The 25,731-nt window shown below is 70.7% G+C and carries 28 protein-coding genes and 1 other RNA gene; 11 read left to right on the top strand and 18 right to left on the bottom strand.

Translation table 11 applies throughout. From position 1 onward, the window contains the following. The first annotated feature begins 84 nt into the window (after positions 1-84). From F0U44_RS16645 to F0U44_RS16635, 3 genes are all read left to right on the top strand, one after another. Complete coding sequence (locus F0U44_RS16645; protein WP_149729486.1) at positions 85-1,320, top strand: PucR family transcriptional regulator; 1,236 nt, start codon at positions 85-87, stop codon at positions 1,318-1,320. A 90-nt stretch (positions 1,321-1,410) separates the two neighbouring features. Then, complete coding sequence (locus F0U44_RS16640; RefSeq protein ID WP_149729485.1) at positions 1,411-2,823, top strand: WS/DGAT/MGAT family O-acyltransferase; 1,413 nt, start codon at positions 1,411-1,413, stop codon at positions 2,821-2,823. 33 nt (positions 2,824-2,856) lie between these two features. Continuing rightward, the gene (locus F0U44_RS16635) at positions 2,857-4,629 is read left to right on the top strand and encodes an AMP-dependent synthetase/ligase (RefSeq protein WP_149729484.1); all 1,773 of its coding nucleotides are present in this window, start codon (positions 2,857-2,859) and stop codon (positions 4,627-4,629) included. Here F0U44_RS16635 and F0U44_RS16630 read toward each other — a convergent pair. Then, on the bottom strand, positions 4,620-5,138 hold the full coding sequence (locus tag F0U44_RS16630; protein ID WP_149729483.1) for a TetR/AcrR family transcriptional regulator: 519 nt from the start codon (positions 5,136-5,138) through the stop codon (positions 4,620-4,622). The genes F0U44_RS16635 and F0U44_RS16630 overlap by 10 nt on opposite strands. 59 nt (positions 5,139-5,197) lie before the next feature. Continuing rightward, positions 5,198-5,863 (bottom strand): TetR/AcrR family transcriptional regulator, encoded by a 666-nt coding sequence (locus tag F0U44_RS16625; RefSeq protein WP_188113527.1) that lies wholly within the window; start codon positions 5,861-5,863, stop codon positions 5,198-5,200. Between the two features lie 63 nt (positions 5,864-5,926). On the opposite strand from F0U44_RS16625, the gene F0U44_RS16620 reads away from it, so the two are divergent. Both F0U44_RS16620 and F0U44_RS16615 read left to right on the top strand, forming a co-directional pair. Continuing rightward, a complete protein-coding gene (locus F0U44_RS16620; RefSeq protein WP_149729481.1) occupies positions 5,927-6,430 on the top strand; it encodes a VOC family protein in 504 nt (167 codons plus the stop codon). 9 nt (positions 6,431-6,439) lie between these two features. Then, the gene (locus tag F0U44_RS16615) at positions 6,440-7,156 is read left to right on the top strand and encodes a hypothetical protein (protein WP_149729480.1); all 717 of its coding nucleotides are present in this window, start codon (positions 6,440-6,442) and stop codon (positions 7,154-7,156) included. Here the strand turns inward: F0U44_RS16615 and F0U44_RS16610 are convergent. Genes F0U44_RS16610 through F0U44_RS16590 form a run of 5 tightly spaced genes read right to left on the bottom strand, consistent with a single transcriptional unit; the run spans position 7,126 to position 11,986 of the window. Beyond that, entirely contained in the window at positions 7,126-8,619 is a 1,494-nt protein-coding gene (locus F0U44_RS16610; protein WP_149729479.1) for a flavin-containing monooxygenase, read from the bottom strand. The two genes, F0U44_RS16615 and F0U44_RS16610, sit on opposite strands and share 31 nt — an antisense overlap. Continuing rightward, complete coding sequence (locus tag F0U44_RS16605) at positions 8,616-9,206, bottom strand: NAD(P)/FAD-dependent oxidoreductase (RefSeq protein WP_188113526.1); 591 nt, start codon at positions 9,204-9,206, stop codon at positions 8,616-8,618. Before F0U44_RS16605 ends, F0U44_RS16610 begins: the two co-directional genes overlap by 4 nt. Next, a complete protein-coding gene (locus tag F0U44_RS16600; protein ID WP_149729478.1) occupies positions 9,203-10,135 on the bottom strand; it encodes a ferritin-like domain-containing protein in 933 nt (310 codons plus the stop codon). Before F0U44_RS16600 ends, F0U44_RS16605 begins: the two co-directional genes overlap by 4 nt. A 1-nt stretch (position 10,136) precedes the next feature. Continuing rightward, the gene (locus tag F0U44_RS16595; RefSeq protein ID WP_149729477.1) at positions 10,137-10,988 is read right to left on the bottom strand and encodes an SDR family NAD(P)-dependent oxidoreductase; all 852 of its coding nucleotides are present in this window, start codon (positions 10,986-10,988) and stop codon (positions 10,137-10,139) included. Beyond that, complete coding sequence (locus F0U44_RS16590) at positions 10,985-11,986, bottom strand: alpha/beta hydrolase (protein WP_149729476.1); 1,002 nt, start codon at positions 11,984-11,986, stop codon at positions 10,985-10,987. Before F0U44_RS16590 ends, F0U44_RS16595 begins: the two co-directional genes overlap by 4 nt. A 45-nt stretch (positions 11,987-12,031) precedes the next feature. Between F0U44_RS16590 and F0U44_RS16585 the strand changes: the two genes are divergently transcribed. After that, positions 12,032-12,688, top strand: coding sequence for a TetR/AcrR family transcriptional regulator (locus F0U44_RS16585; RefSeq protein ID WP_223163725.1), 657 nt, complete (start codon positions 12,032-12,034; stop codon positions 12,686-12,688). On the opposite strand, the gene F0U44_RS16580 is transcribed toward F0U44_RS16585, so the two are convergent. From F0U44_RS16580 to F0U44_RS16570, 3 genes are all read right to left on the bottom strand, one after another. Then, positions 12,660-13,292 carry a TetR/AcrR family transcriptional regulator gene (locus tag F0U44_RS16580; protein WP_149729474.1) on the bottom strand — a complete coding sequence of 211 codons (633 nt, stop codon included), beginning with the start codon at positions 13,290-13,292 and terminating at the stop codon, positions 12,660-12,662. The two genes, F0U44_RS16585 and F0U44_RS16580, sit on opposite strands and share 29 nt — an antisense overlap. Before the next feature lie 240 nt (positions 13,293-13,532). Next, on the bottom strand, positions 13,533-13,838 hold the full coding sequence (locus tag F0U44_RS16575) for a hypothetical protein (RefSeq protein WP_149729473.1): 306 nt from the start codon (positions 13,836-13,838) through the stop codon (positions 13,533-13,535). A 3-nt stretch (positions 13,839-13,841) separates the two neighbouring features. Continuing rightward, positions 13,842-14,024 (bottom strand): hypothetical protein, encoded by a 183-nt coding sequence (locus F0U44_RS16570; RefSeq protein ID WP_149729472.1) that lies wholly within the window; start codon positions 14,022-14,024, stop codon positions 13,842-13,844. Between the two features lie 42 nt (positions 14,025-14,066). Here F0U44_RS16570 and rnpB point away from each other — a divergent pair. Further along, positions 14,067-14,429: RNase P RNA component class A (rnpB, locus tag F0U44_RS16565), an RNA gene on the top strand. 22 nt (positions 14,430-14,451) lie between these two features. Here the strand turns inward: rnpB and F0U44_RS16560 are convergent. After that, positions 14,452-15,273: a hypothetical protein gene (locus F0U44_RS16560; protein WP_149729471.1), complete on the bottom strand. Its 822-nt coding sequence runs from the start codon at positions 15,271-15,273 to the stop codon at positions 14,452-14,454. Positions 15,274-15,496: 223 nt separating this feature from the next. On the opposite strand from F0U44_RS16560, the gene F0U44_RS16555 reads away from it, so the two are divergent. After that, on the top strand, positions 15,497-17,083 hold the full coding sequence (locus F0U44_RS16555) for a PP2C family protein-serine/threonine phosphatase (protein WP_188113525.1): 1,587 nt from the start codon (positions 15,497-15,499) through the stop codon (positions 17,081-17,083). Here the strand turns inward: F0U44_RS16555 and F0U44_RS16550 are convergent. Beyond that, positions 17,060-17,626, bottom strand: coding sequence for a 2'-5' RNA ligase family protein (locus tag F0U44_RS16550; protein WP_149729469.1), 567 nt, complete (start codon positions 17,624-17,626; stop codon positions 17,060-17,062). The two genes, F0U44_RS16555 and F0U44_RS16550, sit on opposite strands and share 24 nt — an antisense overlap. A 42-nt stretch (positions 17,627-17,668) precedes the next feature. Between F0U44_RS16550 and cobT the strand changes: the two genes are divergently transcribed. Both cobT and F0U44_RS16540 read left to right on the top strand, forming a co-directional pair. Beyond that, complete coding sequence (gene cobT / locus F0U44_RS16545; protein ID WP_149729468.1) at positions 17,669-18,727, top strand: nicotinate-nucleotide--dimethylbenzimidazole phosphoribosyltransferase; 1,059 nt, start codon at positions 17,669-17,671, stop codon at positions 18,725-18,727. A gap of 10 nt (positions 18,728-18,737) precedes the next feature. Then, the gene (locus tag F0U44_RS16540; protein ID WP_149729467.1) at positions 18,738-19,505 is read left to right on the top strand and encodes an adenosylcobinamide-GDP ribazoletransferase; all 768 of its coding nucleotides are present in this window, start codon (positions 18,738-18,740) and stop codon (positions 19,503-19,505) included. On the opposite strand, the gene cobU is transcribed toward F0U44_RS16540, so the two are convergent. Together cobU and F0U44_RS16530 are read right to left on the bottom strand one after the other, a co-directional pair. Further along, on the bottom strand, positions 19,502-20,038 hold the full coding sequence (cobU, locus tag F0U44_RS16535; RefSeq protein WP_306461720.1) for a bifunctional adenosylcobinamide kinase/adenosylcobinamide-phosphate guanylyltransferase: 537 nt from the start codon (positions 20,036-20,038) through the stop codon (positions 19,502-19,504). The genes F0U44_RS16540 and cobU overlap by 4 nt on opposite strands. Continuing rightward, positions 20,031-21,467, bottom strand: coding sequence for an RNB domain-containing ribonuclease (locus F0U44_RS16530; RefSeq protein ID WP_149729466.1), 1,437 nt, complete (start codon positions 21,465-21,467; stop codon positions 20,031-20,033). Before F0U44_RS16530 ends, cobU begins: the two co-directional genes overlap by 8 nt. Positions 21,468-21,513: 46 nt before the next feature. Here F0U44_RS16530 and yaaA point away from each other — a divergent pair, with 46 nt between their 5' ends. Further along, the gene (gene yaaA / locus F0U44_RS16525) at positions 21,514-22,293 is read left to right on the top strand and encodes a peroxide stress protein YaaA (protein ID WP_149729465.1); all 780 of its coding nucleotides are present in this window, start codon (positions 21,514-21,516) and stop codon (positions 22,291-22,293) included. Positions 22,294-22,310: 17 nt separating this feature from the next. Here yaaA and F0U44_RS16520 read toward each other — a convergent pair whose 3' ends face one another. The 4 genes from F0U44_RS16520 to F0U44_RS16505 are packed head-to-tail and all read right to left on the bottom strand — an operon-like array spanning position 22,311 to position 25,714. Then, a complete protein-coding gene (locus tag F0U44_RS16520; RefSeq protein ID WP_149729464.1) occupies positions 22,311-22,562 on the bottom strand; it encodes an antitoxin in 252 nt (83 codons plus the stop codon). 41 nt (positions 22,563-22,603) lie between these two features. Next, positions 22,604-23,833: a bifunctional RNase H/acid phosphatase gene (locus F0U44_RS16515; protein ID WP_149729463.1), complete on the bottom strand. Its 1,230-nt coding sequence runs from the start codon at positions 23,831-23,833 to the stop codon at positions 22,604-22,606. A gap of 2 nt (positions 23,834-23,835) precedes the next feature. Next, positions 23,836-24,579 (bottom strand): zinc ribbon domain-containing protein, encoded by a 744-nt coding sequence (locus tag F0U44_RS16510; protein ID WP_188113524.1) that lies wholly within the window; start codon positions 24,577-24,579, stop codon positions 23,836-23,838. 16 nt (positions 24,580-24,595) lie between these two features. After that, entirely contained in the window at positions 24,596-25,714 is a 1,119-nt protein-coding gene (locus tag F0U44_RS16505) for a Nif3-like dinuclear metal center hexameric protein (RefSeq protein ID WP_149729462.1), read from the bottom strand. Between the last annotated feature and the right edge of the window lie 17 nt (positions 25,715-25,731).

Genomic DNA, 25,731 nt, shown 5'->3' with positions numbered 1-25,731 from the left:
GTCATTGCGTCCATCGTCGATCGGGTCCATTGTTTGCCAGTCCAAGAAGTGTGGCCAGGGCCTCACCCGCTCCCGGAGGTGTTGGTGTCGGAGAACAATGCGCTGACCTCGTGGGTCGGGGACTTCGTCGACTACTGCGGCAAGCCCGCGGTGGCTGCTGACTTCGTCAACCGGATCGACGACGTCATCGCCACCCAGATCCCCGAGATCGCCGGCGACGCGATGCTGGTCCAGGACCTGCACAAGAGCACCGGCGCCCAGTGGCGCTCGTTCCTCGCCCACCTGTCGGAGGAGCACCGGCTCGTGCTGCCCAGCGCGGCGGCCGATCTCGCTCGGTCCCTCGCACGGCGTGGGATGGACCTCGCGATCCTCCTCAAGGTCTACCGGGTCGCGCAGCAGGCGGTCTACCAGTTCCTGATCGATGTGATCGACGCCGTCGGGAAGGAGCACGCGCCCGCCCGGGACGAGGTACTCGTCTTCATCTGGAGCCGCGCCGGGCAATGGATGGACGACTCGGTCGAGAGCCTGATCCAGACCTTCTACGAGGAGCGGCAGAACCTCAACGACGGCGTCCTCATCCGACGCCAGGAGACGATCGAGGCACTCCTCGGCGACGCTCCCCCGACGAGCGACCAGGCGTCCAACGCCCTCAGCCACGCGCTCCAGCACTGGCAGACCGCTCTGCTCGTGTGGTCGAGCGAGTCCAGCGGTTCGGCGACCGAAGCGATGCTCGACGTCGCCAACGCCGTCGCGCAGGCGCTCAAGGCGCCGCGTCCGCTGACGATGGTCGCCGGAAGCCGCGACCTGTGGTGCTGGGTGGCGACGCCGACCAAGCCCGATCTCGGCCTGCTGGCCCCTCTCGAGGCCCTGCTGAAGGAGACCGGGACACACCTGGCGGTCGGGCTCCCGGCTCCGGGCGTCGGTGGCTTCCGCTCCAGCCACGACGAGGCGCGTTCGGCCCGTGAGCTCGCCCTCGAGGTGCCCGGCGTCACCGCTCTCGTCCGCTACGACGAGGTCGAGCTGCTGTGCATTCTCGCGAGTCAAGACACCCTCGCCCGCCGCATGGTCGCCCGCGAGATCGGTCCGCTGGGCGCCGCCGACAAGAACCTCGCCCTCGTGCGCGAGACCGCGCTCGTCTACCTCACGACGCTCAACGTGGAGGCGACCGCGGAGCGCCTCTTCGTCCACAAGAACACCGTGCGCTACCGCATCGCGAAGGCCGAGGAGCTCCTCGGCCACCCGCTGACCGAACGCTCGACCCAGGTCGAGCTGGCCCTTCGTTGGGTCGCGTTCTTCGGCAATCCCGCCCCTGCTGGATGAGGCCGGCGTTGTGCGCTAGGCCAACCGCGCCGCCGCACTTGGGACGCGCGCACGAGCGCTGACCGGCCCCGCCCGGCCAGGCTTCGGGGTATGACGAAACTTGGCCTGGCCGACCGGATCTTCCTCATCCAGGAGTCCGCGGAGACGCCGCAGCACGTCGCCGGCCTCGCGGTCTTCTCACTGCCGGACAGTGCTCCCGACGACTACCTCGAGCGCCTGATCGCGACGTTCCAGTCGACGCGCGACTTCGCTGAGCCCTTCAACCACGTGCTGGCCCACCCGGCACTCAGGTCAGTGGCGCCGTCGTTCGTGCGGCTCGCCGACGAGGACGTCGACCTCGAGTACCACGTGCGGCACAACGCCCTGCCTCGCCCCGGAGGTGAGCGACAGCTCGGCGTACTCGTGTCGCGCCTCCACTCCCGGCCGCTCGACCTGACCCGCCCGTTGTGGGAGGTGCACCTGATCGAGGGTCTCACCGGAGGCCGTTTCGCGGTCTACATCAAGCTCCACCACGCGCTCTTCGACGGCATCGCCGGGGCCCGGCTGCTGCAGAAGATGCTCAACACGGACCCGACCGACCCGACGCTGACGCCGCCGTGGACGATCGGACGCCGGCGCGGGCAGTCCTCCCGCGCCGACCGATCCGTCGCGACGGCCGCGAAGAACCAGCTGGCGACGGCGAGCGGCTTGGTGCGCCGTACGTCTCAGATGGTCCGCGACATGGTGCTGCCCTCCGACCCCGACCTCGCGGCGCCGTACCGGATCCCGGATCTCGCGGTCAACGGACGCGTCGGACAGCAGCGTCGGGTGGCCACCCAGACGTTCGAGTTCGACCGCGTGCGGGCGCTGGCCAACCGGGCCGACGTCACGGTCAACGACGTCTTCCTCGCCATCTGCGCGGGCGGCCTGCGCCGCTATCTCGACGAGGTCGGCGCACTCCCGGACGCCGGGCTGGTCGCGGGCACCCCGGTGTCGGTCCGCAGCGGAGCGACCGACGCCTCCAACAACGCCTTCACCATCGCGACCATGAACCTGCGCACCGACATCGCGGACCCGGTCGAGCGACTGCAGGCGATCCACCGGTCGAGCAAGGCCACCAAGGAGTCGATGGACGGCCTGACCAAGCAGGCCGCGATCAGCTTCGGCGCGCTCTCGTTCGCGCCGTACGTCGTGCAGGGCCTGGTCGGTCTGGGTGGCCGGATGAAGCCGCCCTTCAACCTGGTCATCTCCAACGTGCCGGGCCCGATCGAACCGCAGTACCTGGCGGGCTCGCCGCTGGAGATGATGGCGCCCCTCGGCGTCCTCAGCCACGGCCAGGGTCTCTTCATCGCCGCCTTCACGATCGCCGGGAAGATGGGCCTCGGCTTCGTGGGCGACCGCGACAGCCTTCCGCACCTCCAGCGGCTCGCGGTCTACACCGGCGAGGCCCTCGACGAGCTCGAGAAGCAGGTGGCACCCGCCCCGGTGCGCCGGCTCCGGGCCAAGTCCGCCCCGAAGCAGTAGTCACTCCCTCAACCGCCATCCAGGAGCACCCGTATGTCCTCGCAGCCGACCACCGTCGTCGAAGCCTTCGCCTCCACCGTCGCCCGGTCCGGCGACCGCACCGCCCTGCGCTGGCGGGAGGCCGACGGCAATTCGTCGTCATGGACCTTCCACGAGCTCGCCGATCGCGTCGCCCGAGCCACCGCCGGCCTCCGCGACCTCGGTGTCCGGCCCGGTGACCGGGTGCTGCTCATGCTGCGCAACGTCGCCGAGTTCCACGTCGCCGACCTGGCCGTCCTCTTCGCGGGGGCGACACCGGTCTCGATCTACAACTCCTCCTCCCCCGAGCAGGTCGCCTACCTCGCCGGCCACGCGGGCGCCCGTCTGGCGATCGTGGAGGACGCCGGTTTCCTCGCCCGGTTCGACGCCGCCCTCGACGACCTGCCCGACCTCACGCGCTTCGTCGTCGTCCGCGACGTCCCCGCGCGCGACGACGTCACCGCGTTCGCGAGCCTGCTCGAGGCGGCGCCGGCTGACCTCGTCGAGGCCGCGTCGGCTGTCACGCCCGACGACCTCGCGACGGTCATCTACACCTCGGGCACCACGGGCAACCCCAAGGGCGTGATGGTCACGCACCGCAACGTGTGCGCCGAGGTGGCTGCTCTCGCCGCCGAGTTCGCGACCGACCTGACCGGCAAGCGGATCGTGTCCTACCTCCCGATGGCGCACATCGCCGAACGTGCGATCAGCCACTACCTGCTGGCCTTCGAGGCCGTCGAGGTGACCTGCTGCCCGGACCCGGCCCAGCTCTCGACCTACCTGGCCGACGTCCACCCACAGGTGCTGTTCGGGGTGCCGCGGGTGTGGGAGAAGCTCCGCGGCGGCATCCTCGCGGCCGTCGGGCGCGATGCCGCCAAGGCAGCGTCCTTCGCCGCGGCCATCGAGGTCGCCAAGCCGATCGGACTGGCGCGCAGCTGGCAGGCCACGACGCCCGAGCAGGACGCGATCTGGGACGAGGTCCAGGCCGGTGGTCTCGCCGCTGTCCGTCAGCTGGTGGGGCTCGACCAGGTCGAGTTCGCCATCACCGGCGCCGCGCCGATCCCCGACGTGGTCATCGAGTGGTTCAACGCGCTCGGCGTACCGCTGGCCGAGGTCTACGGCATGTCCGAGAACACCGGCGCCATGACCCTCGCTCTGCGCAAGATCAAGCCGGGCACCGTCGGCAAGGCCGTCCCCGGGGTCGAGGTCGCTCTCGCCGAGGACGGCGAGGTCATCTGCCGCGGCGACGTCGTGACTCCTGGCTACCTCGACGACCCCGAGAAGACGGCGGAGGCCATCGACGCCGACGGCTGGCTGCACACCGGCGACATCGGCGTGCTCGACGACGAGGGCTACCTGCGGATCATCGACCGCAAGAAGGAGCTCATCATCACTGCCGGCGGCAAGAACATCAGCCCGGCCAACCTCGAGGCGGCACTGAAGACGATCCCGCTGGTCGGCCAGGCGTTCGCGGTCGGCGACGGGCAGCCCTACGTCGGCGCGCTCGTCCTGCTCGACCCCGACGTGGCGCCCGTCTGGGCCGCCGCCCAGGGCCTCACGGAGCTGCCGCTCCCCGACCTGGCCGAGCAGCCCTCGGTGGTCGCCGAGATCGAGCGTGCGGTCGACGAGGTGATGGCCGGGTTCAACGGCGCGGAGCGGGTCAAGAAGGTCAACGTCCTCGGCATCGAGTGGTTGCCCGACTCCGACGAGCTCACCCCGACCTCCAAGCTCAAGCGCCGCGTGATCAAGGAGAAGTACGCCGCCGAGATCGCCGCGCTCTACAGCTGAAGCCGGCTGACCATCGCCGCGACCGCGTCCCCCCGGTCCTCCGGGGGGACCATCGCGTTGCTGACGATGAGTCGGCACAACACATCCGCGACAGCGCGCCGGTCCGCGACCGGCAGGTCGGCCCGGAGCCAGCCCACGAGGTCGGCCAACCGCTCGACGCCGTGCGCGAGCGTGAGGGAGGTCAGCGCGATGAAGCGATCCGGCTCGGACGCTGCGCTGAGCGCACCGGCCAACGACCGGGCGACCTGGGCGAGCAGCACGTCGACCGCCGCAGCCAGTGCATCGGTCGGGTCTTCGTAGGCGCCGACGACCGTGAAGGCCGCGTCGAACGCGAGGTCGATCTCGCGGACGACGTAGGCCTCGGCGACGGACTCGCGCGAGCCGAACCGGTTGTAGAGGGTCTGGCGGCTCACCCCCGCGGCGCGGGCGAGTGCGCCCATCGTCACTCGGGCCCAGCCGCGTGCACGCACGAGCTCGACGACGTCGCTGGTGATCAAGGCGTCAGTCACCCGCCGACTGTCGCAATCCCCGAGCACCGGGCGACAGTGTCTCCCGTCCAACTCCGGCGCTAGGACTGTGCCGATCGCCCAACGGCCGACGGCGTGGTCGCGAAGTGCAACCAGGTCCGGTAGCGCCAGGAACGGTAGTCCTCCATGGTCCAGCCCAGGGTCCGGGTCATGTGGATGTAGGTCTCAGAGTTGGCCAGCAGTGCCACCGTCGGGATGACCCAGTCGAGGTCGACCTCGGGATGGAGGAGCCCGTCGGCGTACAACTTGCGCCAGAACGCCCCCCCCTGCTTCATCGTGTCGATCCGTGCCGCCTGCGCGGCGGCAGCGAGGAGCGGCTCCTCCCCCTCGGCCTGCATCGCCACGGCCTGGACGGGCGCGACCCGGTGCATCAGGTCGGCGACGCCGGTGGACTCGGCAGTGAGCCGCTCCTCGAGGGTCGGCGCGTTCATGAGTACGGCGACCCAGTCGCGATCGGCGAGCGGGACGTGCGCGGTGTCGCCCACGACCGCGACATCGACCACCCGCTTCATCAGCTCGGCCTTGGACGCGAAGCGCACGTAGATCGTGCGGTCCGACACCCCCGCGGCTGCGGCCACGTCGCTCAGCGTCGTGCCCTGGTAGCCGCGCTCGACGAAGAGGTCTCTCGCCGCGGCGACGATCTTCTGCTCCGTCCGCTCGGCGCGTGACGGGGCAGACACAGCAAGGTCGTTGACATCGGCGCTCACAAGTTGCAGTCTAACTGCATTATCAGTTTGCAGTCTAACTGCAACTTCATTCCAGGAGCTCTGATGACCACCACCGCCACCCCTACCGGCACGGTCCCGGCCCTCGCCGGCGTCCACCACCTCAAGCTGCCCGTCAGCGACCTGCGCCGCACCCAGACCTGGTACGAGTCGCGCCTCGGCTACCGCCTCAGCCAGGAGTGGCGCGACGACGGCGAGCTCACCGGCATCGGCATGGAGCACCCCAACGGCGGCCCGAGCATCTCCTTCCGGCTCGACCCCGATCGAGCGCAGGGCGCGGCCGGCTTCGACTACTTCGCGATCGGCGTGCCGGACAAGCAGTCGATCCAGGCCCTCGCCGACCACCTGACGAGCCTCGGCGAGCAGCACGCGGGGGCCCACTTCGCGACGTTCGGCTGGATCCTCCCGATGCTCCACGACCCGGACGGCCACGAGGTGCGGTTCTACACCCACGAGCACCACGACGACCCGCCCACCGACGGAGTCATCACCATCAATGACGCGGTCGCCACTGCCCGGCGCCGCGCGGCCGAGCTCGGCGAGATCTGAGGGCCGGCCATGATCACCGTCATCGACGCGCGAGCCATCGGCCGCCTGGTCACCGCATCCGCGCTCACCCTCGTCGGCTACATCGTGGTCGCCGTCTCCCTCGGCGCCGACTTCGAGGGCGACCTCGAAGCCGCAGCCGAGCGCGAGGACGTCGCCGTCAACCAGGTGTCGACCGCAGCGCAGGCGCAGATCACCCACGATCACCCGGTCTATGCGCTCCTGACCGGGCTGTTCCTCTTCGTCCCACCGCTCCTGCTGCTGCTCGCCGCACGCCGCGTGCGCCGGCAGGCGGCCGGACCTCTCAGCACCGTCGCCTGGTGGTCGACGGTGGCCACCAGCGCCCTGTGGTGGGCCTACGTCGCGCTCGGGCTCGGCCTCTTCGCCGACCCCGACGACCTTCCCCCGCTGGTGCGGGACTTCGGTCCGCTGACGGTGCCGGTGGTGACGACGTTCTCGATGCTGGCCCTGGTGGCCGTGGTGCTCCTCGGCGAGTCCGTCCGACGGCACGACCGGGCCCGCAGGGCAGCCCGGGTCGCGACCGTCGTCGGCGTCCTGCTCGGCGCCCTCAGCCTGATCGGCCTGGTCACGAGTGGCGCGGCCGACCCCGTCCCGCCGATCCTGGTGGTGCCCGGCGCGCTGATCGTCGGCATCGCCCTGTGGCGTACGAAGGACGTCGGGACAGACCCCGCCGCGCGTCAGGAGACGGCGGCGCCGGCGAACGTGTAGTCGTCGAGGTCGAACCGACTGCTCGTCCACATCGTCTCGAGCGTCGGCGAGGCCCGGAACGGGACATCGCCGTTGACGTCGAAGTAGTAGCTGTTGGCGGTCGAGCACGACGGCTGGAAGAACACCTGGTGGCGACGGCGGCCGAGCATCCGCTCGAAGTAGCGGGTGTTGGCCTCCGGCGTCACCTCGACGCGGGTCGCCCCGACCTTCTCCGCCCGCCGCAGGCAACGCACGATGTGAGCCATCTGCGTCTCGATCAGGTTGAAGTAGGACGAACCGTTGTAGCCGTAGGGACCCAGGATCGCGAAGAAGTTCGGGAAGCCCGGCACGCTCACGCCCTGGTAGGCCTGGAAGCGGTGCTCGCCCCACCAGTCCTCGAGGTCCACTCCCCCGGCGCCGGTCACCGTGAAGGCGGGCATGTTGCCCTTCTCGAAGACCTTGAAGCCGGTCGCCAGGATCAGCACGTCGGCGTCGTGCTCGACCCCGTCGGAGGTCACGACGCCCGTGGCAGTGATCCGTTCGATGCTCTCGGTCTCGAGGTGCACGTTGGACCGGTTGAAGGCCTGCAGGTAGTCGTTGGAGAAGCTCGGCCGCTTGCAGCCCAGGGCGTACTTCGGCGTGAGCTTCTCGCGCACCTCGGGATCACGCACCGCCATCCGCAGGTGGGTGTGGCCGAGTCGCTCACCGACCCCGGCGACGGGCAGCAGGTTGTGGAAGTGGGCGGCGATCGGGAAGGTGAGCTCGACGAAGGTCTGGCTCGCGACCCGGGTCACCGCCTTCGCCCCCGGCAACCGCAGGGCGAGCCGAGCCGGGCCCGGGAGCCGGCGGTCGGGCTTCGGCAGGCACCAGATCGGCGTGCGCTGGAAGACGGTCAGGTGGTCGACCTTGCGTGCGATCGACGGGATCACCTGGACGGCCGACGCACCGGTGCCGATGATCGCGACGCGCTTGCCGGACAGGTCGACGCCGTGGTCCCACCGAGCGGTGTGGATGACGGTGCCGGCGAAGTCGGTGATGCCCTCGATCTCCGGCTTCTTCGGTTGCGTGAGCACGCCGGTCGCCCCGACCACGTGGCGGGCGGTGATCGAGTCGCCGTCCGCGGTGCCCAACGTCCAGAAGTCGCCCTCGTCGTCGAAGGTCGCCGAGACGATGCGGGTGTTGAGCCGCGTACGGCGGCGGACGTCGTACTTCTCCACGCAGTGCTCGGCGTAGCTCTTGAGCTCCTTGCCCGGGGCGTAGACCCGCGACCAGCCAGCCATCTGCTCGAAGGAGAACTGATAGCTGAAGCTGGGGATGTCGACCGCGACGCCGGGGTAGGTGTTCCAGTGCCAGGCACCGCCGACCCCGTCGCCCTCCTCGATCATGAGGTAGTCGTCGATGCCGGCCCTGTCGAGCAGGATCGCGGCACCGATGCCGGAGAATCCGCCGCCGATGATGGCGACCTGGTGATCGGGGTGCGTCATGCGGAGCGGTCCTCTCGGGTGCCGGTCGGGCCAGTCTGGTGGAGCGGCACGGCGATGCGGCGCAGCCGCTCCGGGGCGGGGATGACGATGGCGTCGACCTGGTGCTCGATGCCCTCGGCCGACCGCACGCCCTCGGCGGTCACGCCGTAGACCGGCCAACGGATCAGCTTGCAGTGGCTGCGCTGGAGGACGTCGTAGAAGCAGTCGCCGCGGCCCGTCGAGTGGGCGCCGAACCGGTCGTCGGGAGTCAGCAGGCGCCGGACCCAGGGGTCCTTGACCGCGAAGCGCAGGTGCGTCCGGGCGATGAGCCGGCGGGCCCGCGGCCCGGCGACCGGGACGTACGACGCCGCACGGACCGCGACTCCGAACGGCGTCGGCATCGCGGGCAGCACCCAGTCGGGGTCGTCGAGGAAGATCTTGACGCTGCGCGCGGTCCAGGCGACCTCGGGCAGCAACCGGACCGCGTCGTTGCCTCGCGAGATCACCGCCACCCGCTTGCCGGTGAAGTCGTGGTCGCGCCACTCCTCGCCGACGAGGACCTCGCCCGCGAAGACGGCCGCCAGATCAGCGGGATCGGGGCGCGTCACGAGGCCACCGGCTCGTGGGTGATCTCTTCGGTCCACGACTGCGGCTTGCCGAGGATCCGCGCCGGCACGAACGAGGTGACCTTCACCATCGGGTCGGCGAGGAAGCGGTGGTAGGGATGGGTGCGGTCGATGACCATCGCGGCCTGCGCCTTGAGCACGTGGTAGGCCGGGATCCGGTGGGTGAACTCACCTCGCCCGCCGATGGTCTTGTAGCGCTTCACCGCGTTGTAGAGCTTCTGCTCGGACATGCCCATCGCCACGATGTTGTCGCGCATCTTGTTGATGAGCGGCACGAACACCACGATCAGCCCGATCACGACCTGCGGCTTGAGGTTGCTGGCCGACTCGATGAGCAGCTTGTGCAGCGGACCGGCGCCGATCAGCTCCAGGACCTGGAAGTCGACGGTGATGTGGCGCGCCTCGTCGGAGTTGATGTGCCGGAAGACCTCGTGACAGACCGGGTCCTGCACCTCGTCGAGGAGGAACTTCACGAGCGCTCCGTCGAGTGCGCACTCCAGCAGCGGGATGAGCGTGGCGAGGGCACTGAGCGGCAGCGTGTCCCCGAGGCTGTCGAGCGTCTTGATCGCCATCTTCACGTTGATGTTGGGCTCGGGGACGTTGCCCTCGTCGTCGAGCATCCCCCAGCGCTTCATCAGCGCCAGCTCCGCGTTGGCGTGCTTCTGCTCCTCGGCGTGGAAGTACTCGTAGATCTCCTTGATCGCCGGCGTCGGCGCCTTCTTGGCGAGCGAGGCGAAGCCGCGCGCGCCGACGTGCTCGATCCACACCAGGTCGGCCATGAAGGGCCGCATCTTGGCGCGGGACTCCTCGGTCATCGTCTCGGCGCCCGGGGCGTCCCAGTCGATGTCGGCCAACGACCACTGCTTGTCCTTGATCGTCTGCAGCATCGCGTCGAAGTCGTAGGTCGTCATGTCAGCTCTCCTCGGTCGGGGTGGCGGTGGCGCCATCGGGTTCGGGTGCGAAGCGGCCGACCAGCCCGGCCACGCGGGCGTACGGCGCCGGTGCGAGCCGCTTGAGGCGCCACAGCGCCTTCGCGTCCAGCTGGGGCAAGACGTAGAGACGTCCCTTGTCGTGGGCGTCGAGCGTCATCCGGGCGACGCGGTCGGGCGAGAAGCCGGCGATGCCGGCGACCCGGCGGGCCATCTGCGCAGCGAGGGGGTCGATCAGCTCGCCGCCGAAGATGTTGGTCCGGACGAACGTCGGGCAGAGCACGGTCACCGCGATGCCGGTGCCGGCCAGCTCCGCGGCCAGCGTCTCCGAGAGGCTGACGACACCGGCCTTGCTGACGTTGTAGGCCGCCATCCGCGGCGCGGCGGTGAACCCGGCGGCGGAGGCGACGTTGATGATGCCGCCCTTGCCCCGCTCCCGCAGCAGTGGGAGGAAGACGTGACAGCCGTGGATGACACCCCACAGGTTGACGCCGAGCGTGCGCTGCCAGTCCTCGAGCGGAGCATCACCCACGACCCGGCCGCCCGCACCGATGCCGGCGTTGTTGACCACCAGGTCCGGCGTGCGGCCGAGCCACTGGGTCGCGGTGACCGCCATTCGTCGTACGAGCTGCTCGTCGGAGACGTCGCAGGCCACCGCGAGGCCCTCGCCGCCGATCCGCTCGATCATGACGACGGTCTCCTTGGCGGAGGTCTCGTCGAGGTCGACGCAGACCACCCGGCCGTGGCGACGCGCGAGCTCGAGGGCGAACGCCCTGCCGATGCCGCTGCCGGCGCCGGTGACGACGGCGTGGGTGTCGTGGGTTCTCTTGCTCATGCGGACTCCACTACGGAGAAGGAGCTGCGCCGCTCGGCGGCGTCGAGCTCGGCGACGATGAAATCGGAGGCACTCGCGAGTGCCGGGACGGCCTCGGGCACGACCCGGAGCAGTGCCTGGAAGACGTGCATCTGGCCCGGCCAGACCTCCAGCTCGCAATGGGCGCCGGAGACGTCGAGCGCGGTGGCGAGCGCTTCGGCGTCGCCCCTCAGGAACTCGCGGCCGCCGGCCTGGATCAGGGTGGGAGGGAAGCCCGAGACGTCGTCGAAGGTGAAGGTCAGCCGCGGGGCGGCGAGATCGGCGTCGGCGAAGTAGAGGTCGAGCAGCCGCTCGACGACCGACATCGGCGCCATCGGGTCGGGCCGGACCTCGGCGCACGCGCGGGCGAGCTCCAAGGTGGGGTCGACGAGCGGCGAGAGGAGGACCAACGCAGCCGGCGGCGTGGCTCCCTCGCGCAGGAGCTGGAGAGCGAGGTCGACGGCGAGGTGGCCGCCCGCGGAGTCGCCGGCGACGACGATGCGGTCGGGGTCGTGGCCCTCGCTCAGGAGCCAGGAGTACGCCGCCCGCACGTCGTCGGCCGCCGCCGGGAACTGGTGCGACGGGGCGAGCCGGTAGTCGCAGGCGAAGACCGGCAGCCCGGTGGCCTCCGACAACCGCGTTGTGATCCCCCGGTGGGTGCGGGCCGAGCAGATGGCGTAGCCGCTGCCATGGATGTAGAGGATCACCGCGTCGTTGCGACGGGCCTTCGGACCGCGCACCCACTCCCCTCGCACCGACGGACCGCGCCGCGTGGAGCGGTCCACCGGCACGATCCGGCTGCCGGGCAGCCGTGGGCTCGTCAGTGCGAGCGTGGTGGCGACGATCCGTCGTGCGACGAGGATGCCGGGACGGTTGGCCGGGATGACGGACGTGAGCGGCCGGAGGGTCAACGACGTGACCGTGGCAGCCGCATGGCTCCGCAACGACGCCCTTGCCGGCGGAGATTTCTGCTGGCGCATGCCCTCAGATTGCAATCTGAGGGCACCTGCCGTCAAGATGTATCCGTGGAATCGGCCAAAGTCACACCGCGGCGCTACGGCGGCAAGTCCGCCGAGCAGCGCCGTGCGGAGCGCCGGGCCCAGCTGGTCGAGGCCGCCCTCGAGATCTGGCAGGAGCAGGGCTGGGCCGCCGTCACCATGCGCGGGGTCTGCGCGAAGGCCGGTCTCACCGACCGCTACTTCTACGAGAGCTTCACCGATCGCGACGCCCTGCTCGGCACGATCTGGGACCAGATGCGCGACGAGACGCTCGGGATGCTCCTCGACGCGATCACCGGGGTCGCCGACCAGGACGCGCTCTCACAGCTGCGAGCCGCGGTCGATGCGGTCGTCCACCACATCGCCGACGAACCGGCACGGGCCCAGATCATCTTCGGCGACCACGACGGCAGCGCCGTCCTCGAGCAGCGACGCCGCGACACCGTGCAGATGGCGACCGACCTGATGATCGGCATGGCCACCCAGTTCCTCCGCGACGACGCCGACCTCAAGGCGCTGCGCATCAACGTGCTGCTGGGCATCGGCGGCTTCGTCGAGCTGATGCTCGCGTGGCGGTCGGGACTGCTCGAAGCCACGACCGACGAGATCGTCGGGCACCTCTCCGACGTCGGCGCAGCGCTCGCCGACCGCTTCCTCAGGCCGGGGCCGCCACCGGAGCGGTGATCATCGTCGGCATCAGTGCGTTGACCAGGGCGCGCAGCTCGTCGAGGACTCCCTCGCGGCCCACGGTCACACCGATCAGCGCCTGCTGGAAGAGTCCGTCGAGGATCGCGTAGAGCACGCTCGGAGGCATCGCGGGCTCAGCGCCGGCGAGCTCGGCATAGCGCGACACGATCCGCCAGATCATGTCCTCGAGCCAGCCGTCGATCTCGGCGGCCACCTCGCGCAGCCGGTCCTCGAACATGCTCTGGGTGCGGACGTCGTACCAGAGCCGGTGCATCGCGGCGTCGTTGGTGAGCGTCTCGACCAGCTTGTCCGCGAACCCCGCGGCGAGCTCGTCGGGCGTCGTCGAGTCGGCGACCACGCCGTCGTAACGCCGCACGCACACCGACTTCTGCTCGCGGACGCAGTAGACGATCAGCTCGTGCTTGTCCTCGAAGTAGTAGTGGACGACACCGTGGCTGAACTCGGAGTTGTTGGCGATCTCGCGCAGGCTCGCCTTCGCATAGCCCAGCTCCCCCAGGGTGAGGAGCGCCGACTCGGCGAGCGCACGGCGGCGTTCGTCGTACTTGTCAGCAGGCGGCTTGCGCCCCGCGGGCCCGGGCATGCGTCGAGAGTAGCCCTCCTGAGGGCCGATCTTGACACTCGTCAAGCAAAATCTTGACGGATGTCCAGAGATTTCTTGACAGTCGTCAAGACGGAAGGTGCAATAGGAGATGTCAACGACCAGTCCGGGGGGTTCTGGTCGCACGACGCGAGTTCTGCGGGGGTGTCGGGCGTGACGAGCTGAGGTGTTGGAGCCACCTCGGACTCCGCCCGACTCCCCGCAGAACGATTTTTGGGGTCGTCAGGACTTCCAGCCGAAGGCGAGCGCGCCTCCGACGATGAGCACGAACCAGAGCGGGAACGACAGCCCGCCGATCCACACGAGCCGCTTCGGGTGCGCCGACCACCACCGGCAGCACAGCACGAAGAGGACCAGCCAGATCACGAGCATGGCGACGATCCCCCACCAGGGCGCGATCAGCCCGCTGGCGCCGTAGAGGAAGAGCGACGAGACGATCAGGATCATCCCGAGGAACGGGGTGAAGGAGAGGTCACCGCGTCCTTCGACGACCGGCTTGATGCGGCGCCGGCGATTCAGACCTGCCACCTGCTAGTCGCTCTCCGCGTCGTCGTTCCACACCGGGTCGTGGTCCCACGCCTCGGTGCGCTCGGCCGCCTTCTCGAGGGCACGCGACGCCTCGCCCTCGGTCTCGAAGGGCCCGAGCCGGTCCTTGTTGGGGCAGCCCTCTTCGGGCTCCACGACGTGGTGCTTGAGGCAGAACCAGTAGGACATGACCCCAACCTACCGGCGCGACGCACTAGGGTGTCGCGTGGACGGGCCGACCGGGTGACCGCGTGATCCGACCTGGCAACAGGGCGGGTCCCGAGGAAAGTCCGGGCTCCACAGAGCAGGGTGGTGGGTAACACCCACCCGGAGCGATCCGCGGGAAAGTGCCACAGAGAACAGACCGCCTCACCTTCCGAGGAGAGGTAAGGGTGAAACGGTGGAGTAAGAGCCCACCAGCGCCCCGGGTGACCGGGGCGGCTAGGCAAACCCCACCCGGAGCAAGGCCAGACAGTGTGCGATCGAGGGCTGCTCGCCCGAGTGCACGGGTAGGCCGCTGGAGGCCGCCGGCAACGGCGGTCGTAGATGGATGGTCACCGATCACAAAACCCGGCTTACAGGTCGGCCCGTCCCCCACCTGTTCACAGTCGGTCCTTCACCGCTCCTCGGCGTGCTCCAGCGGGACGTCGGCGGTCGCGGAGTCGAGCTCGCCGAGCCACTTCTCGAGGTTCGGGATCTTCTCGACGAGCTTGATCGCTCTCACCGGCGTGCCCCGGGCCGCTCGCCGCTTGTTGAACTGGGTCCAGTCGCCGTCGGGGAGCACCAGCAGGATGCCGTCGTACGACGGGTTCTCCAGCACCTTCACCGACTGGAGCCGGATCTGGTCGACCCGGTCGGCGGTCAGCTCGCCGGTGTAGAACTTCGCGACGATCGCGATCCGCCGGCCGCTCGGAGAGATCAGGACCCCGTCGACGCCGCCGCCCGTGGTGGATCCGTCGGGCTCGGCCGAGCTCCATCCAGGGAACAGGCCGAGGAGCTGCTTCTTCCGCAGCTCGACCTCACGCTCGAACTCCGACGTCTCCAGGAGCCGGTCGGCGACGCGGACGTAGCGCGCCACCTCGGCGTCGGTGGCGACCTTCGACCGAGCGGCCATCTGCATCAGCGAGTGGCTGGTCGCCTCCAGCTGGAGCGGCGACATCTCGCTCGCGAACGCATCGACCGTCCGCTCGATGACGTGCTCCTCCTCGGTCATGTCGACCTCGTGGCCAGCGACGACCCACCGCAGTGGCACCTTCCCGACCAGAGCGAGGATCGACGCGAGCGCGCCGACCGTCACGAGCGCGACCGTGCCGCCCTGGTTGGTGGTCTCGAAGACAGCGACCACGCCGGCGCCCAACGCGCCCAGGCCCACCACCGCGCAGAGAGCCCGGCGACCTCGGCCAAGATCGACCGCGGTCCGCCGCTTTCGTTCGATCATTTGCATCGGGGAGCTCGATTCAGACGACGACTGCGTTGCTGGTGGGTCAACCTAGGGGAGTTCGCAGCGGCCGCGGGCGGGAAACCGGATGTTCTGCATCCAGGCGGCCCCGCACCGATTACGGTGCACCTACTCTCCGACACGGCTGGAAGGGCGGAGCCACGTGGCCCGGTTCGCTCAGAGGTCGAATGACGACGGTCGACCGTCCACGACGCTTGCCGTCGTGGCGACGGTGCTGATCGGGATCCTGCTGACCGCCACCGCGTCTTGGGCGGCCGATCGCGCGGACGAGAGCAGCGAGCGACGGCTGCTCGAGACCCAGGCGAAGCAGGCCGCAGCGGTGCTGTCGACGGCGATCTTCGTGATCGAGCAGCCCCTCACCACGGCCCTTCAGGTGCAGGCAGCTGCTGGCCCGGACGGCAACCCCTCGGTGTTCCGGCGCACCTTCGCCGTCAGCATGGGTGAGGAGGCGTTGTTCGTCACCGCATCGTTGTGGCACAAGGACCCCCGGGGCTTCGAGCAGCTGGCGGCGGTGGGTGCCCAGCCGGGCATCGAACCTCAGACGCCGAGGATGCAGGACCTGCTCGGGCGAGCGCTCGACACCTCGACCTCGGTGGTGCAGCGGGTCGAGGTCGGCGACCGGACCCGGATCGCGTATGCCCGCGCCGATCCAGAGACCGGCTTCGTCGTCTACACCGAGCGCGCGATCCCGAAGAACCGGCGCGCCCGCGTCGATAGCGACTCCGCCTACGCCAACATCCACTACGCGATCTACCTCGGCGAGGAGACCACGCTCGGCTCCCTGACGACAACCGACATGGATCCGGCCGACCTGCCCCTGGGCGACCCCACCTACGCCACGACGATCCCGTTCGGCGACACCGTGCTGACGTTGGTCGTTCAACCGACCGATCACCTCGGCAGCCCGCTCGGCCGCCACCTCCCGGCCCTGCTGCTGATCGGCGGTCTCCTGCTGACCTTCGCCACCGCGCTCATCGCGCGCCAGCTCTTCGGCGCGCGGCTTCGCGCCGAGGCCGACGCCACGACGATCAACGACCTCTACGAACAGGTCCACCAAAGGTACGACGACGAGCGCGAGATGTCGCTCCGTCTCCAGCGCGCCCTGCTTCCGCAGGTCAACCCATCGATCCCCGAGCTGGAGATCGCTTCTCGCTACGTCGCCGGCACGCAGGACATCGAGATCGGGGGCGACTGGTACAGCGTGATCGAGCTGGGCGAGCACCACTTCGGTTTCGTGGTCGGCGACGTCTCGGGCCACGGCATCGACGCCGTGGCCACGATGGCGCGCGCCAGGTTCACCCTGCGCGCCTACCTGCTCGACGGCAACGCACCGCACGAGGCGCTGGCGAAGGCCTCACGCCAGTTCGACGTCGCCGAGGACGGGCACATCGTCACCGCGGTCGTCGGCCTGGGCGATCGCTCCACGGGCGAGGTGACCTTTGCCAACGCGGGTCACCCACTCCCCCTTGTGCTCGCTCCGGAAGGCAGCGTCTACGTGCCGATGCCGGTCGGGCCTCCGCTCGGCGTCGGCACGACCGACTACGAGCCGGCGACCTTCACGGTCCCCGTCGGCGCGACCCTGCTCGCCTACACCGACGGACTCGTTGAACGTCGCACCGAGGACATCGAGCTCGGGATGCAGCGACTCCTCGATGCTGCCGACCACCACGCGGACGAGCAGGTCACCGAGCTGTTGTCCTCCCTGCTCGAGGACATGCGCAGCAACGAGGCGCCCGACGACATCGCCCTGCTCGCTCTCCACCGGCTAGCGACCAACAACGTCAGCTGACCCGCCGTCGACACCTCCACCGCCGAGCTTCCAGTCCGCCATCACGTGGCAGTTGCCGGGCTCGTACCAGTGCAGCTCGAGTCGGTCCGCGCGCCCGCGCGCAGGAAGGGCGTCGGCGAGGAGCTCCCCCGTAGACGCGGCCGTCACCGCTTCGGAGCGCTGGTCGAGCGTGACGTGCGGATCGACGCCGTAGATCCCGGCATACGGCGGGCAGTGTGGGAAGGCCGACCAGATCGCCTGGGTCAGCGCAGCGAACGGCGCCGACGGCTCGGGCGGGACATGGAGGCAGCCGTCGGGAAACTCGCGCACCTCCCCCAGCACGTAGTCGATCGGAGTCGTCTCGGCGGCGATCGCCGCCACTTCCGCGAGGTCGTCCGCGGTCGGAGCGGTGACGAAGGGCGCCAGGATCGTGAGGTGGGCGTGGGTGAAGGCGGGATCCGACGACACCCAGCTTGGTTCGTAGTGCTCCCACCGGCCACGGACGAACGGCTCCAGCTCAGGCACAGGTACGACGAGCACCGAGTGCCCCGTCCATGCCGTCACGCCGAGATCGTGGCACGGCGAGGCGGGCGATAGGTTCCCGGCATGGCCGATCGCAGCTTCACGACCGGATCCCCCGTCCCGAGTCCGGACCCGTCGGTCCGCGCCGCCGCCGCCGAGCGGCTCGCAGGCCTGGCGACCCCCGCGGGCGCGCTGGGCCGTCTCGGCGACCTCGCCGTATGGCTGTCCGCCGCACAGGGCGAGGTGCCGCCGCGGCCGCTGGACGACGTACGGCTGGTGATCTTCGCCGGTGACCACGGCGTCGCGAAGCACGGCGTCTCGGCCTACCCGCCGGAGATCACCGGCGCGATGGTCCGCACCTTCGTCATCGGCAAGGCGGGCGTCTCGGCCCTCGCCGCCGCTCACGGCGTGCACGTCCGGGTGCTCGACCTCGGTGTCGACGACGACCTCGAGGGCGTGCCCGACGAGGTGCGCGCCCACAAGGTGCGCCGGAGCAGCGGCGCGATCCACCTCGAGGACGCGCTCACCGCCGAGGAGGTCCAGCAGGCGCTCGCCGCGGGCCGCGCGATCGCCGACGAGGAGATCGACGCCGGCGCCCAGCTCCTGCTGAGCGGCGACATGGGCATCGGCAACACGACCCCGGCGGCTGCCCTCATCGCAGCCGCCCTGGGTCTCCCGGCCACCGAGGTCACCGGCCGCGGCACCGGCGTCGACGACGCCACCTGGGACCACAAGGTGCAGGTCGTGCAGCAGGCGCTCGACCGCGCCGGCGACCGCACCCAGGACCCGGTCGAGACCCTCCAGGCGCTGGGGAGCGCCGACCTGGCCGCCACTGCGGGCTACCTCGCCCGGGCGGCCGAGCGCGGCGTGCCGGTGCTGCTCGACGGGCTCATGTCCGTCGCGTGTGCGCTGACGGCCGACCGGCTCGCTCCCGGTGCCGCTGCGTGGTTCGCCGCCGGCCACCGGTCGACCGAGCCCGCGCAGTCCCTCGCCCTCGCCAAGCTCGGCCTCGAGCCGGTCCTCGACCTGGGCCTCCGGCTCGGCGAGGGATCCGGAGCGGTCGCCGCGGTGCCCGTCCTGCGGTCGGCCGTGGCCGTCCTCCGCGACGTCGCGCTGCTCGCCGACCTCCTCCCGCCCGAGTGAGCGAGCACCGGTGAGCGAACGCGGTCCGGCCGTCGTTGGTCGCAGCCTGCGCCTGGCCATCGGCACGCTGACCGCCATCCCGGTCCCCGCCGTGACCCGGGTGAGCCCCACGATCGCGACCGGCGCGATGGTGCTGGCACCCGTCGCCGCGCTCCCCCTCGGACTCCTCGTCGGCGCGATCGTGTGGGCCGGCGCCCAGGCGACCATCCCACCGCTCGCCGTCGCCCTCGTGGCGCTCGGCGCGCTCGCGCTCGGCAGCCGCGCGCTCCACCTCGACGGTCTGTCCGACGTCGCCGACGGGCTCACCGCGTCCTACGATCGCGAGCGGTCGCTCGCCGTCATGAAGAGCGGTACGGCGGGCCCCGCCGGCGTCGTCGCGATCGTGATCGTCCTCGGTGCCCAGGCCGCCGCGCTCGCCACCTACGTCGACGACGTGCGGTCCGCGGTGATCGCGGGGCTCGCCGTCTGCGCGTCGCGCGCCGCACTGTGGATCACCTGCGCCACCGGGGTGCCGAGTGCGCGGCCTGATGGCCTCGGCTCGACCTTCACCGAGCGCGTCCCCGGCTGGTGGACCCTGCTCGGCTGGGCCGGCCTGGTCGCCGCCGCCCTCCTCGTCGACACCTGGCGTGGCCCCGTCGCCGTTGCCCTGGCCGCACTCGTCGTGCTGCTGCTCGTCGGACGCGCCGTCCGTCGGTTCGGCGGCGTCACCGGCGACGTCTTCGGCGCCGCGATCGAGCTCGCGTTGGCGACGCTCCTGATCGGCCTCGCCAACGCTTAGAGCTTCAGCACCCGTCCCGCGACGACGAGGTGCACCTCGTCGGACGCTGCGGCGATGCGCTGGTTGATGGTCCCCAGCAGGTCGCGGAAGAGCCGGCCCGAGCGGTGCTCGGGCACCACCCCGAGCCCCACCTCGTTGGTGACGATGACAACCGGGCCGACAGCCGTCGCCAGCGAAGCGACGACCTCGTCGGTGCGCGCTCCCACGAAGTCGTCGATCTCCCCCGCCGGCGCCTCCCACAGCTCCGCGCCCGACAGGATCGCGTCGAGCCAGGTGCCGAGGCAGTCGATGAGCACCGGACCGGTCGCGCCGGCGACGGCGGCAGCGAGGTCGCTCGTCTCGAGCGTCGACCACGAGGTCGGTCGCCGCTCCTGGTGGCGCGCGATGCGCGCGTGCCAGTCGGCGTCGTCGTAGGACGGCCCGGCAGCGACGTACGTCGTGTGTGGCTCGTGGGCGAGCAGGGACTCGGCATGGGCGGACTTGCCCGACCGGACCCCGCCGGTCACCAGTACGACGCGCGCGATGTCAGCCAAGGCGGAACTCCACCTTGCGCGCAGCCAGGTCGGCGACCTCGAGCCGCACCGTCACGTCGGTGCCGAGCGGGAGGTCGGCCGCCCCGACGACCGGCGCCTCGACGCCCATCTCCGACAGCATCACCACGCCCTTGCGCGGGTCGTCCTCGCGGACGCTCGTCACCACGCCGGCGAACTCCTCGCCGACCCGCCCCGAGAGCAGACCGGCCTCGATCACGTCCAGGACCGCCCTCCCGTAGGAACCTGCACGACGCCCGGACGCCTCGAGCGCTTTCGGCAGGTCGGGCAACGCATCCCGCCCCCAGTCCGGAACCGGGGTGCCCGCACAGAGAGCGACGCAGACCTCGCCGGCGTAGCGGTCGCCCAGGCGGCGCAGCGGCGCTGTCACGTGGGCGTAGGGCGCCGCGATCGCCGCGTGCACGTGCTCGGCCGGCACCTCGCCGTCGAAGGCGAGGTAGCCGCTCCCGCGCAGCAGCCGCGTGCACGCGACCACCATCGCCTGGTGCGCGGGGAGGCTGGTGTCGAGGGACCGGATGAACTCCGGGTAGGTCGTCGCCGGGTCCCACGCGATGCCGAGTCCCTTGGCCACGTGGTGCAACCGGCTCACGTCGCGAGGATCGGCCGGCGGAAGCGTGCGGAGCAGGCCGATCTTGCCGTCGATCATCAACGTCGCGGCGGCCATCCCGGTGAGCAGGGAGATCTGCGCGTTCCAGAGCTCGACGGGCGACTGCTGGCGGAACTCCAGCCGGAAGTCACCGTCGTCGTTGACCTCAATCTCCTGCTCGGGCAGTGGGAGCGAGATCCCGCCCCGGGCGTGCTCCTGCTGCTCCCGCAGCCGACCCACCTCCCGGAGGAGCTGCAGCACCTCGCCGGCGGTGCCGTCCTCCAGCGCGGCCTGCGCGCCGACGTAGGACCAACGCTCGCGGGACCGGACCAGCGCCCGCTCCACCTTCGTTCCTGTGGGGACGCCCTCCGTGTCGAGCCGGATCGTCCACAGCAGGGCGGGGCGGACCTGGTCGGGCAGCAACGACGCGGCCGCCTCGGACAGCTCGGGTGGGTGGAGCGGGATCCGGGTGCCCGCGCCGTAGAGGGTCTCGCCGCGGGTGTGTGCCTCGACATCGATGGGGTCGCCCGGATGGACGAAGGCGGCCACGTCGGCGATCGCGTAGTGGACGACGTAGCCATGATCGGCGCGCTCCAGGTGGACGGCCTGGTCGAGGTCCATCGAGCCCTCGGGGTCGATGGTGATGAACGGGAGGTCGGTGCGGTCCAGGTCGGGGAGCACCGGCTCTGCGGCTGCCTTGATCGCGGCCGCGACCACCTCGGCAGGAAAGGCGCCGGGCAGTTCGAGCTCCTGCTCCACCTGGGCGAGCGCGGCCCGGAGCGCCGCGGAGCTCTCCTTGACCCGGACCACGAGATTGCTCGGCATGAGCCCGAGGTTAGGACACGACCACGACTACTAGGCTGGGGGCACCATGTTGATCCTGCTGCCGCCGAGCGAAGGCAAGTCCGCTCCGAGCCGGGGTCGCCCGCTGGAGCTCAAGGAGCTCTCCCAGCCGTCGCTGACACCGGCGCGCGAGCGGGTGCTCGACGCCCTCGTCACGCTCTGCCGCGACCAGCCCGACGACGCCGCGACCGTGCTCGGTCTCTCCCGCACCCAGCTCGACCTGGTCGCCCGCAACGCGTCATTGGCCGAGGCCCCGACCGCGCGGGCCGACCGGATCTACGACGGCGTCCTCTACGACGCGCTCGACCTCGCCACCCTCTCCCCCGGCGCCAAGCGCCGCGCCGCCTCGCGGCTCGCGATCACCTCGAGCCTCTTCGGCGTCGTACGGGTCGGCGACCGGATCCCCGCCTACCGCCTGTCGGGCGATGCCACCGTGCCCGGGCTCGGCTCGGTCGCCGGGTGGTGGCGCGAGTCCCTTGGGCCGGCGATGGTCGAGTCCGTCGGCCGCGGCTTGCTGGTCGACCTCCGGTCGAGCATGTACGCCGGCTTCTGGCGTCCGCCCGTCGAGCTGGCGCCGCGGGTGGCGACCGTCCGGGTGCTGCACGAGGTCAACGGCAAGCGCCAGGTCGTCAGCCACTTCAACAAGGCCACCAAGGGCCGACTGGTCCGCGCGCTGCTCGAGGACGGCGGCGACCCCCGCACCCCGGCCGCGCTGGCTCGACTGCTGGGTGACCTCGGCTGGACCGTCGACGTCGGTGAGCCCACCAAGAAGGGCACCCAGCTCGACGTGGTCGTCTCCGAGGTCTGATCGGCGGGGCGACGCGCTCAGCGGCCGTGACGCATCTTCTCGATGATGGCATCGTCCTCGAGCTCACCTGCGAGCTGGTTGGCCTTCGTCAGGTCGACCCTCGGCGCGCCCGTGTCGGACGTCATCGTTTCGAAGGCGATTTCGCGCCGAACGGAGCGGCTCTCCCGGATCGCATCGTTGAGCGCGCGCTCGAACGACACACCGTGACCGGACATCCGCTCGCGAATGATCTGTTCGACATCGGGATCCAGCGTGACCGAAGTGCGCATGCGGACAGCATGGCATCGCGCGATGTGCCTTCCCGCCGGATTTACCAGCGGCCGTTGTCGAGCAGCGACCGGTCGCCCGGCGGCAGCGCGTTGAAGAGGCGCATCGCGGCGCGGTAGCCCGAGCCGTCGGGGGCGGACTTGTCGGGAAAGAACGACACGACGCTGACCGACGCCGGGCTGAGTTCCATCCGGAAGACCGCGTCGAGCGGGGCCTTGAGGACGTGGGCCACGAGGGTCTTGATCGGCGTGACGTGGCTGGTGACGACGACGGTGCGGCCGGCGTGCTGCTCCAAGACCCTCGCCAGTCCGGCCAGGACCCGCTCCTCGACCGCGCGGAACGACTCGCCGCCCGGCGGCGCCGAGTCGGTCGAACCGAGCCAGGCCTCGAAGCTCTCCTTGTGCTGCTCGGCGACCTCGAGGAAAGTCAGGCCGTCCCACGCACCGAACTCCATCTCCGCGAAGCCGGGCTCCTCCTCCAGCGGCAAGCCCAGCTCGGCGGCGATGATCTCGGCCGACTCCCGGGTGCGGCGCACGGGCGAGGCGACGACCGCGTCGATCTTGTCCTTGAGCCCGGACAGCCATACCGCGGCAGCGCGGACCTGCTCGCGCCCCTCCTCGCTGAGCCCGGGGTTGTCACCGCCGAGACCGCCCGAGAAGCGCTTGCCGGAGGTGTGCGGCGTGACGCCGTGGCGCACCAGGATCAACGTGGTGGGCGCGCCGAACGGCTTCGGCGCCTCGCCCGCCTGGTCAACGCCGATGGCAGACGACGGGCTCTCGATCTCCTCGATGAGCGATTCGTCCTCATCGGACGCCTCTGCCGCGACGGTGATGCCGCTCCGCTTCCCGTCGAGGGCCTCGTTGGCGAGTCGGTCGGCGTGCTTGTTCTGTTCGCGCGGCACCCAGGTGTAGGTCGTGCCGGTCGGCGCGAGGCGGTTGGCCCGCTCGGCCAGCGGCACCATGCCCGGGTGCTTGATCTTCCACCGGCCACTCATCTGCTCCACGACGAGCTTGGAGTCCATCCGGACCTCGATCGCAGCACCGGGCGCGTAGGCAACGGCGAGCTCGAGACCAGCGATGAGACCGGAGTATTCAGCCACGTTGTTGGTCGCGACACCGATCGTGGTGCCGTCCTCGGCGATGACCGCACCGGTGTCCGCGTCCTTGAGCACGGCGCCGTAGGCCGCCGGCCCGGGGTTGCCCCGCGAGCCGCCGTCGGCCTCGATGACGACCGAGCGGGGACCGCCCGACCGACCATCTGGCCGACCGGCCACGGTCAGAGTCCGCTCTCGCTGGTGCGCACGAGGATCCGCTGGCACTCCTGGCACCGGACGACCTCGTCGTCGGCCTTGGCCCGGATCACGGCGAGCTCAGCCGGGTCGAGGCTGATCATGCAGCCACCGCACTGGCGGGCCCGCAGCTCCGACGCGGCGACACCAGCCTTGCTCGCGCGCAGCTTGTCGTAGAGGCCGAGCAGCTCAGCAGGCACGTCGGCTACGACCGGCACCCGGTCGCCGGCGACGCGAGCGAGCTCGGCGTCGATGTCGGCGTACTTCTCGTCGCGGGCGGCGGTGACCTCGGCCAGCCGCTCGTCGGTCTCGGCAAGGTCGGTCTGCATCGCGGTCAGCTCGGTCTGGGCGGCCTCGAGGTCCTCCATGACCTCGAGCTCCTCGTCCTCGAGCGTCGTGATGCGGCGCTCGAGCGACTCGAGCTCGTGCTGCATGCGCTCGAGGTCCTTGGGGTTGGCGATCAGGCCCTGGTCCATCCGGTCCTGGTCGCGCTTGCGACGCGCGCGCACCTGCTCGACGTCGGCGTCGGCCTTCTCCTGGGCGGAGGTGAGGTCGTCGACGACGATCTGCTGGTCGCGGCTGCGGCCGAGTACGTCGGAGCGACGCACGGTGAGCTCAGCGATCTGAGCCGACTCCGGGAGGTGGGCGCGCTGGTGCCGAAGCTGGTCGGCGGCGGAGTCGAGCTGCTGGAGATCCAGCAGCCGCAGCTGCGCGGAGGGGTCGGCCTTCACTGTGCTGCCACCGTCGTCATAGGCGCATTGTCCAGGGGTCGGTGCACACCGTGCTCACCCGGGTCTCCACGTCGTTGCCCAGCGCCTCGTCGAGGCGGGCCGCGACGACCGGGAGCCAGGTCCATTCGGCCGCCCAATGGGCGATGTCGACGAGCGCCGGGCCGTCCTTCTCGACGAATTCCGCCGCGGGGTGATGGCGCAGGTCGCTGGTCACGTAGACGTCGACGTCGGAGCGCGCGACCTGGTCGAGGAGGAAGTCGCCCGCCCCGCCGCACACGGCCACCTTCCGGACCGCGCGGTCCGGGTCACCGGCGACGCGGACGCCGTGGTGGGTCTCCGGCACCGCGGCCGCGACGGCCTGCGCAAACTCGGCGAGGGTCGTCTGCGGCCGCGTGCCCACCCGGCCCGTGCCGGTCGTGACCAGGCCCGGATCGGCGAGCTCGACCACGTCGTAGGCGGGCTCCTCGTAGGGATGGGCGGCGAGCATCGCCGCGACGACGTCGCTGCGCAGGCGCCGCGCGAGGACGACCTCGATGCGGATCTCGGCGACGGTCTCGATCTCGCCGACCGTGCCGATCGTCGGCTCCGCGCCCTCGAGCGGGCGGAAGCGACCCTCTCCAGGCGTGCTGAACGATGCGAAGTCGTAGTCACCGATCGTCCCGGCTCCGGCCTCGGCCAGCGCTGCCCGGACCGGCGCGGCCGCGTCGGCCGGCACGAAGACCGTGAGCTTGTCGAGCGGTTCCGCTGCAGCCCGGACCAGCGGCTCGAGGTCGGTGAGACCGAGCGCGAGGGCCAGCGCCTCGGAGACGCCACCCACGGCCTGGTCGGCGTTGGTGTGGGCGGTGAGCAGCGCACAGCCGGCCGCGGCGAGCGTGGCGAGGGTCCGACCCTTGGGCGTGGTCGCCGCGAACCCGTGGACCGGCTTGAGGAAGAGCGGGTGGTGGACGACCAGCAGGTCGGCCTTCCAGTCGGCTGCCTCGGCCGCGACCTCCGGCGTCGGATCGACGGCGAACATGACCTTCTTGACGTGCTGAGCCGGGTCGCCGTAGACGAGACCGACCGCGTCCCAGGCCTCGGCCGTGGCGGGTGGGTACCAGTCGTGGATCAGGCTGACGACGTCGGCGAGGGCTGGCATGTCCGTCAACCTACTGG

Source organism: Nocardioides humilatus, from assembly GCF_008373755.1.
Classification (GTDB): Bacteria; Actinomycetota; Actinomycetes; order Propionibacteriales; family Nocardioidaceae; genus Nocardioides; species Nocardioides humilatus.
The sequence above is the reverse complement of the archived record's forward strand: the minus strand, read 5'-3'. Positions and strand labels throughout refer to the sequence as shown.

Bases quoted from the DNA above. Each gene is read 5' to 3' on its own strand.
- F0U44_RS16640 (WP_149729485.1), top strand. From the start codon at position 1,411: ATGACGAAACTTGGCCTGGCCGACCGGATCTTCCTCATCCAGGAGTCC.
- F0U44_RS16620 (WP_149729481.1), top strand. From the start codon at position 5,927: ATGACCACCACCGCCACCCCTACCGGCACGGTCCCGGCCCTCGCCGGC.
- F0U44_RS16610 (WP_149729479.1), bottom strand. From the start codon at position 8,619: ATGACGCACCCCGATCACCAGGTCGCCATCATCGGCGGCGGATTCTCC.
- F0U44_RS16570 (WP_149729472.1), bottom strand. From the start codon at position 14,024: ATGTCCTACTGGTTCTGCCTCAAGCACCACGTCGTGGAGCCCGAAGAG.
- F0U44_RS16530 (WP_149729466.1), bottom strand. From the start codon at position 21,467: ATGCCGAGCAATCTCGTGGTCCGGGTCAAGGAGAGCTCCGCGGCGCTC.
- F0U44_RS16505 (WP_149729462.1), bottom strand. From the start codon at position 25,714: ATGCCAGCCCTCGCCGACGTCGTCAGCCTGATCCACGACTGGTACCCA.
- F0U44_RS16615 (WP_149729480.1), top strand. From the start codon at position 6,440: ATGATCACCGTCATCGACGCGCGAGCCATCGGCCGCCTGGTCACCGCA.
- yaaA (WP_149729465.1), top strand. From the start codon at position 21,514: ATGTTGATCCTGCTGCCGCCGAGCGAAGGCAAGTCCGCTCCGAGCCGG.
- F0U44_RS16560 (WP_149729471.1), bottom strand. From the start codon at position 15,273: ATGATCGAACGAAAGCGGCGGACCGCGGTCGATCTTGGCCGAGGTCGC.
- F0U44_RS16600 (WP_149729478.1), bottom strand. From the start codon at position 10,135: ATGACGACCTACGACTTCGACGCGATGCTGCAGACGATCAAGGACAAG.
- F0U44_RS16635 (WP_149729484.1), top strand. From the start codon at position 2,857: ATGTCCTCGCAGCCGACCACCGTCGTCGAAGCCTTCGCCTCCACCGTC.
- F0U44_RS16520 (WP_149729464.1), bottom strand. From the start codon at position 22,562: ATGCGCACTTCGGTCACGCTGGATCCCGATGTCGAACAGATCATTCGC.
- F0U44_RS16595 (WP_149729477.1), bottom strand. From the start codon at position 10,988: ATGAGCAAGAGAACCCACGACACCCACGCCGTCGTCACCGGCGCCGGC.
- cobT (WP_149729468.1), top strand. From the start codon at position 17,669: ATGGCCGATCGCAGCTTCACGACCGGATCCCCCGTCCCGAGTCCGGAC.
- F0U44_RS16580 (WP_149729474.1), bottom strand. From the start codon at position 13,292: ATGCCCGGGCCCGCGGGGCGCAAGCCGCCTGCTGACAAGTACGACGAA.
- F0U44_RS16590 (WP_149729476.1), bottom strand. From the start codon at position 11,986: ATGCGCCAGCAGAAATCTCCGCCGGCAAGGGCGTCGTTGCGGAGCCAT.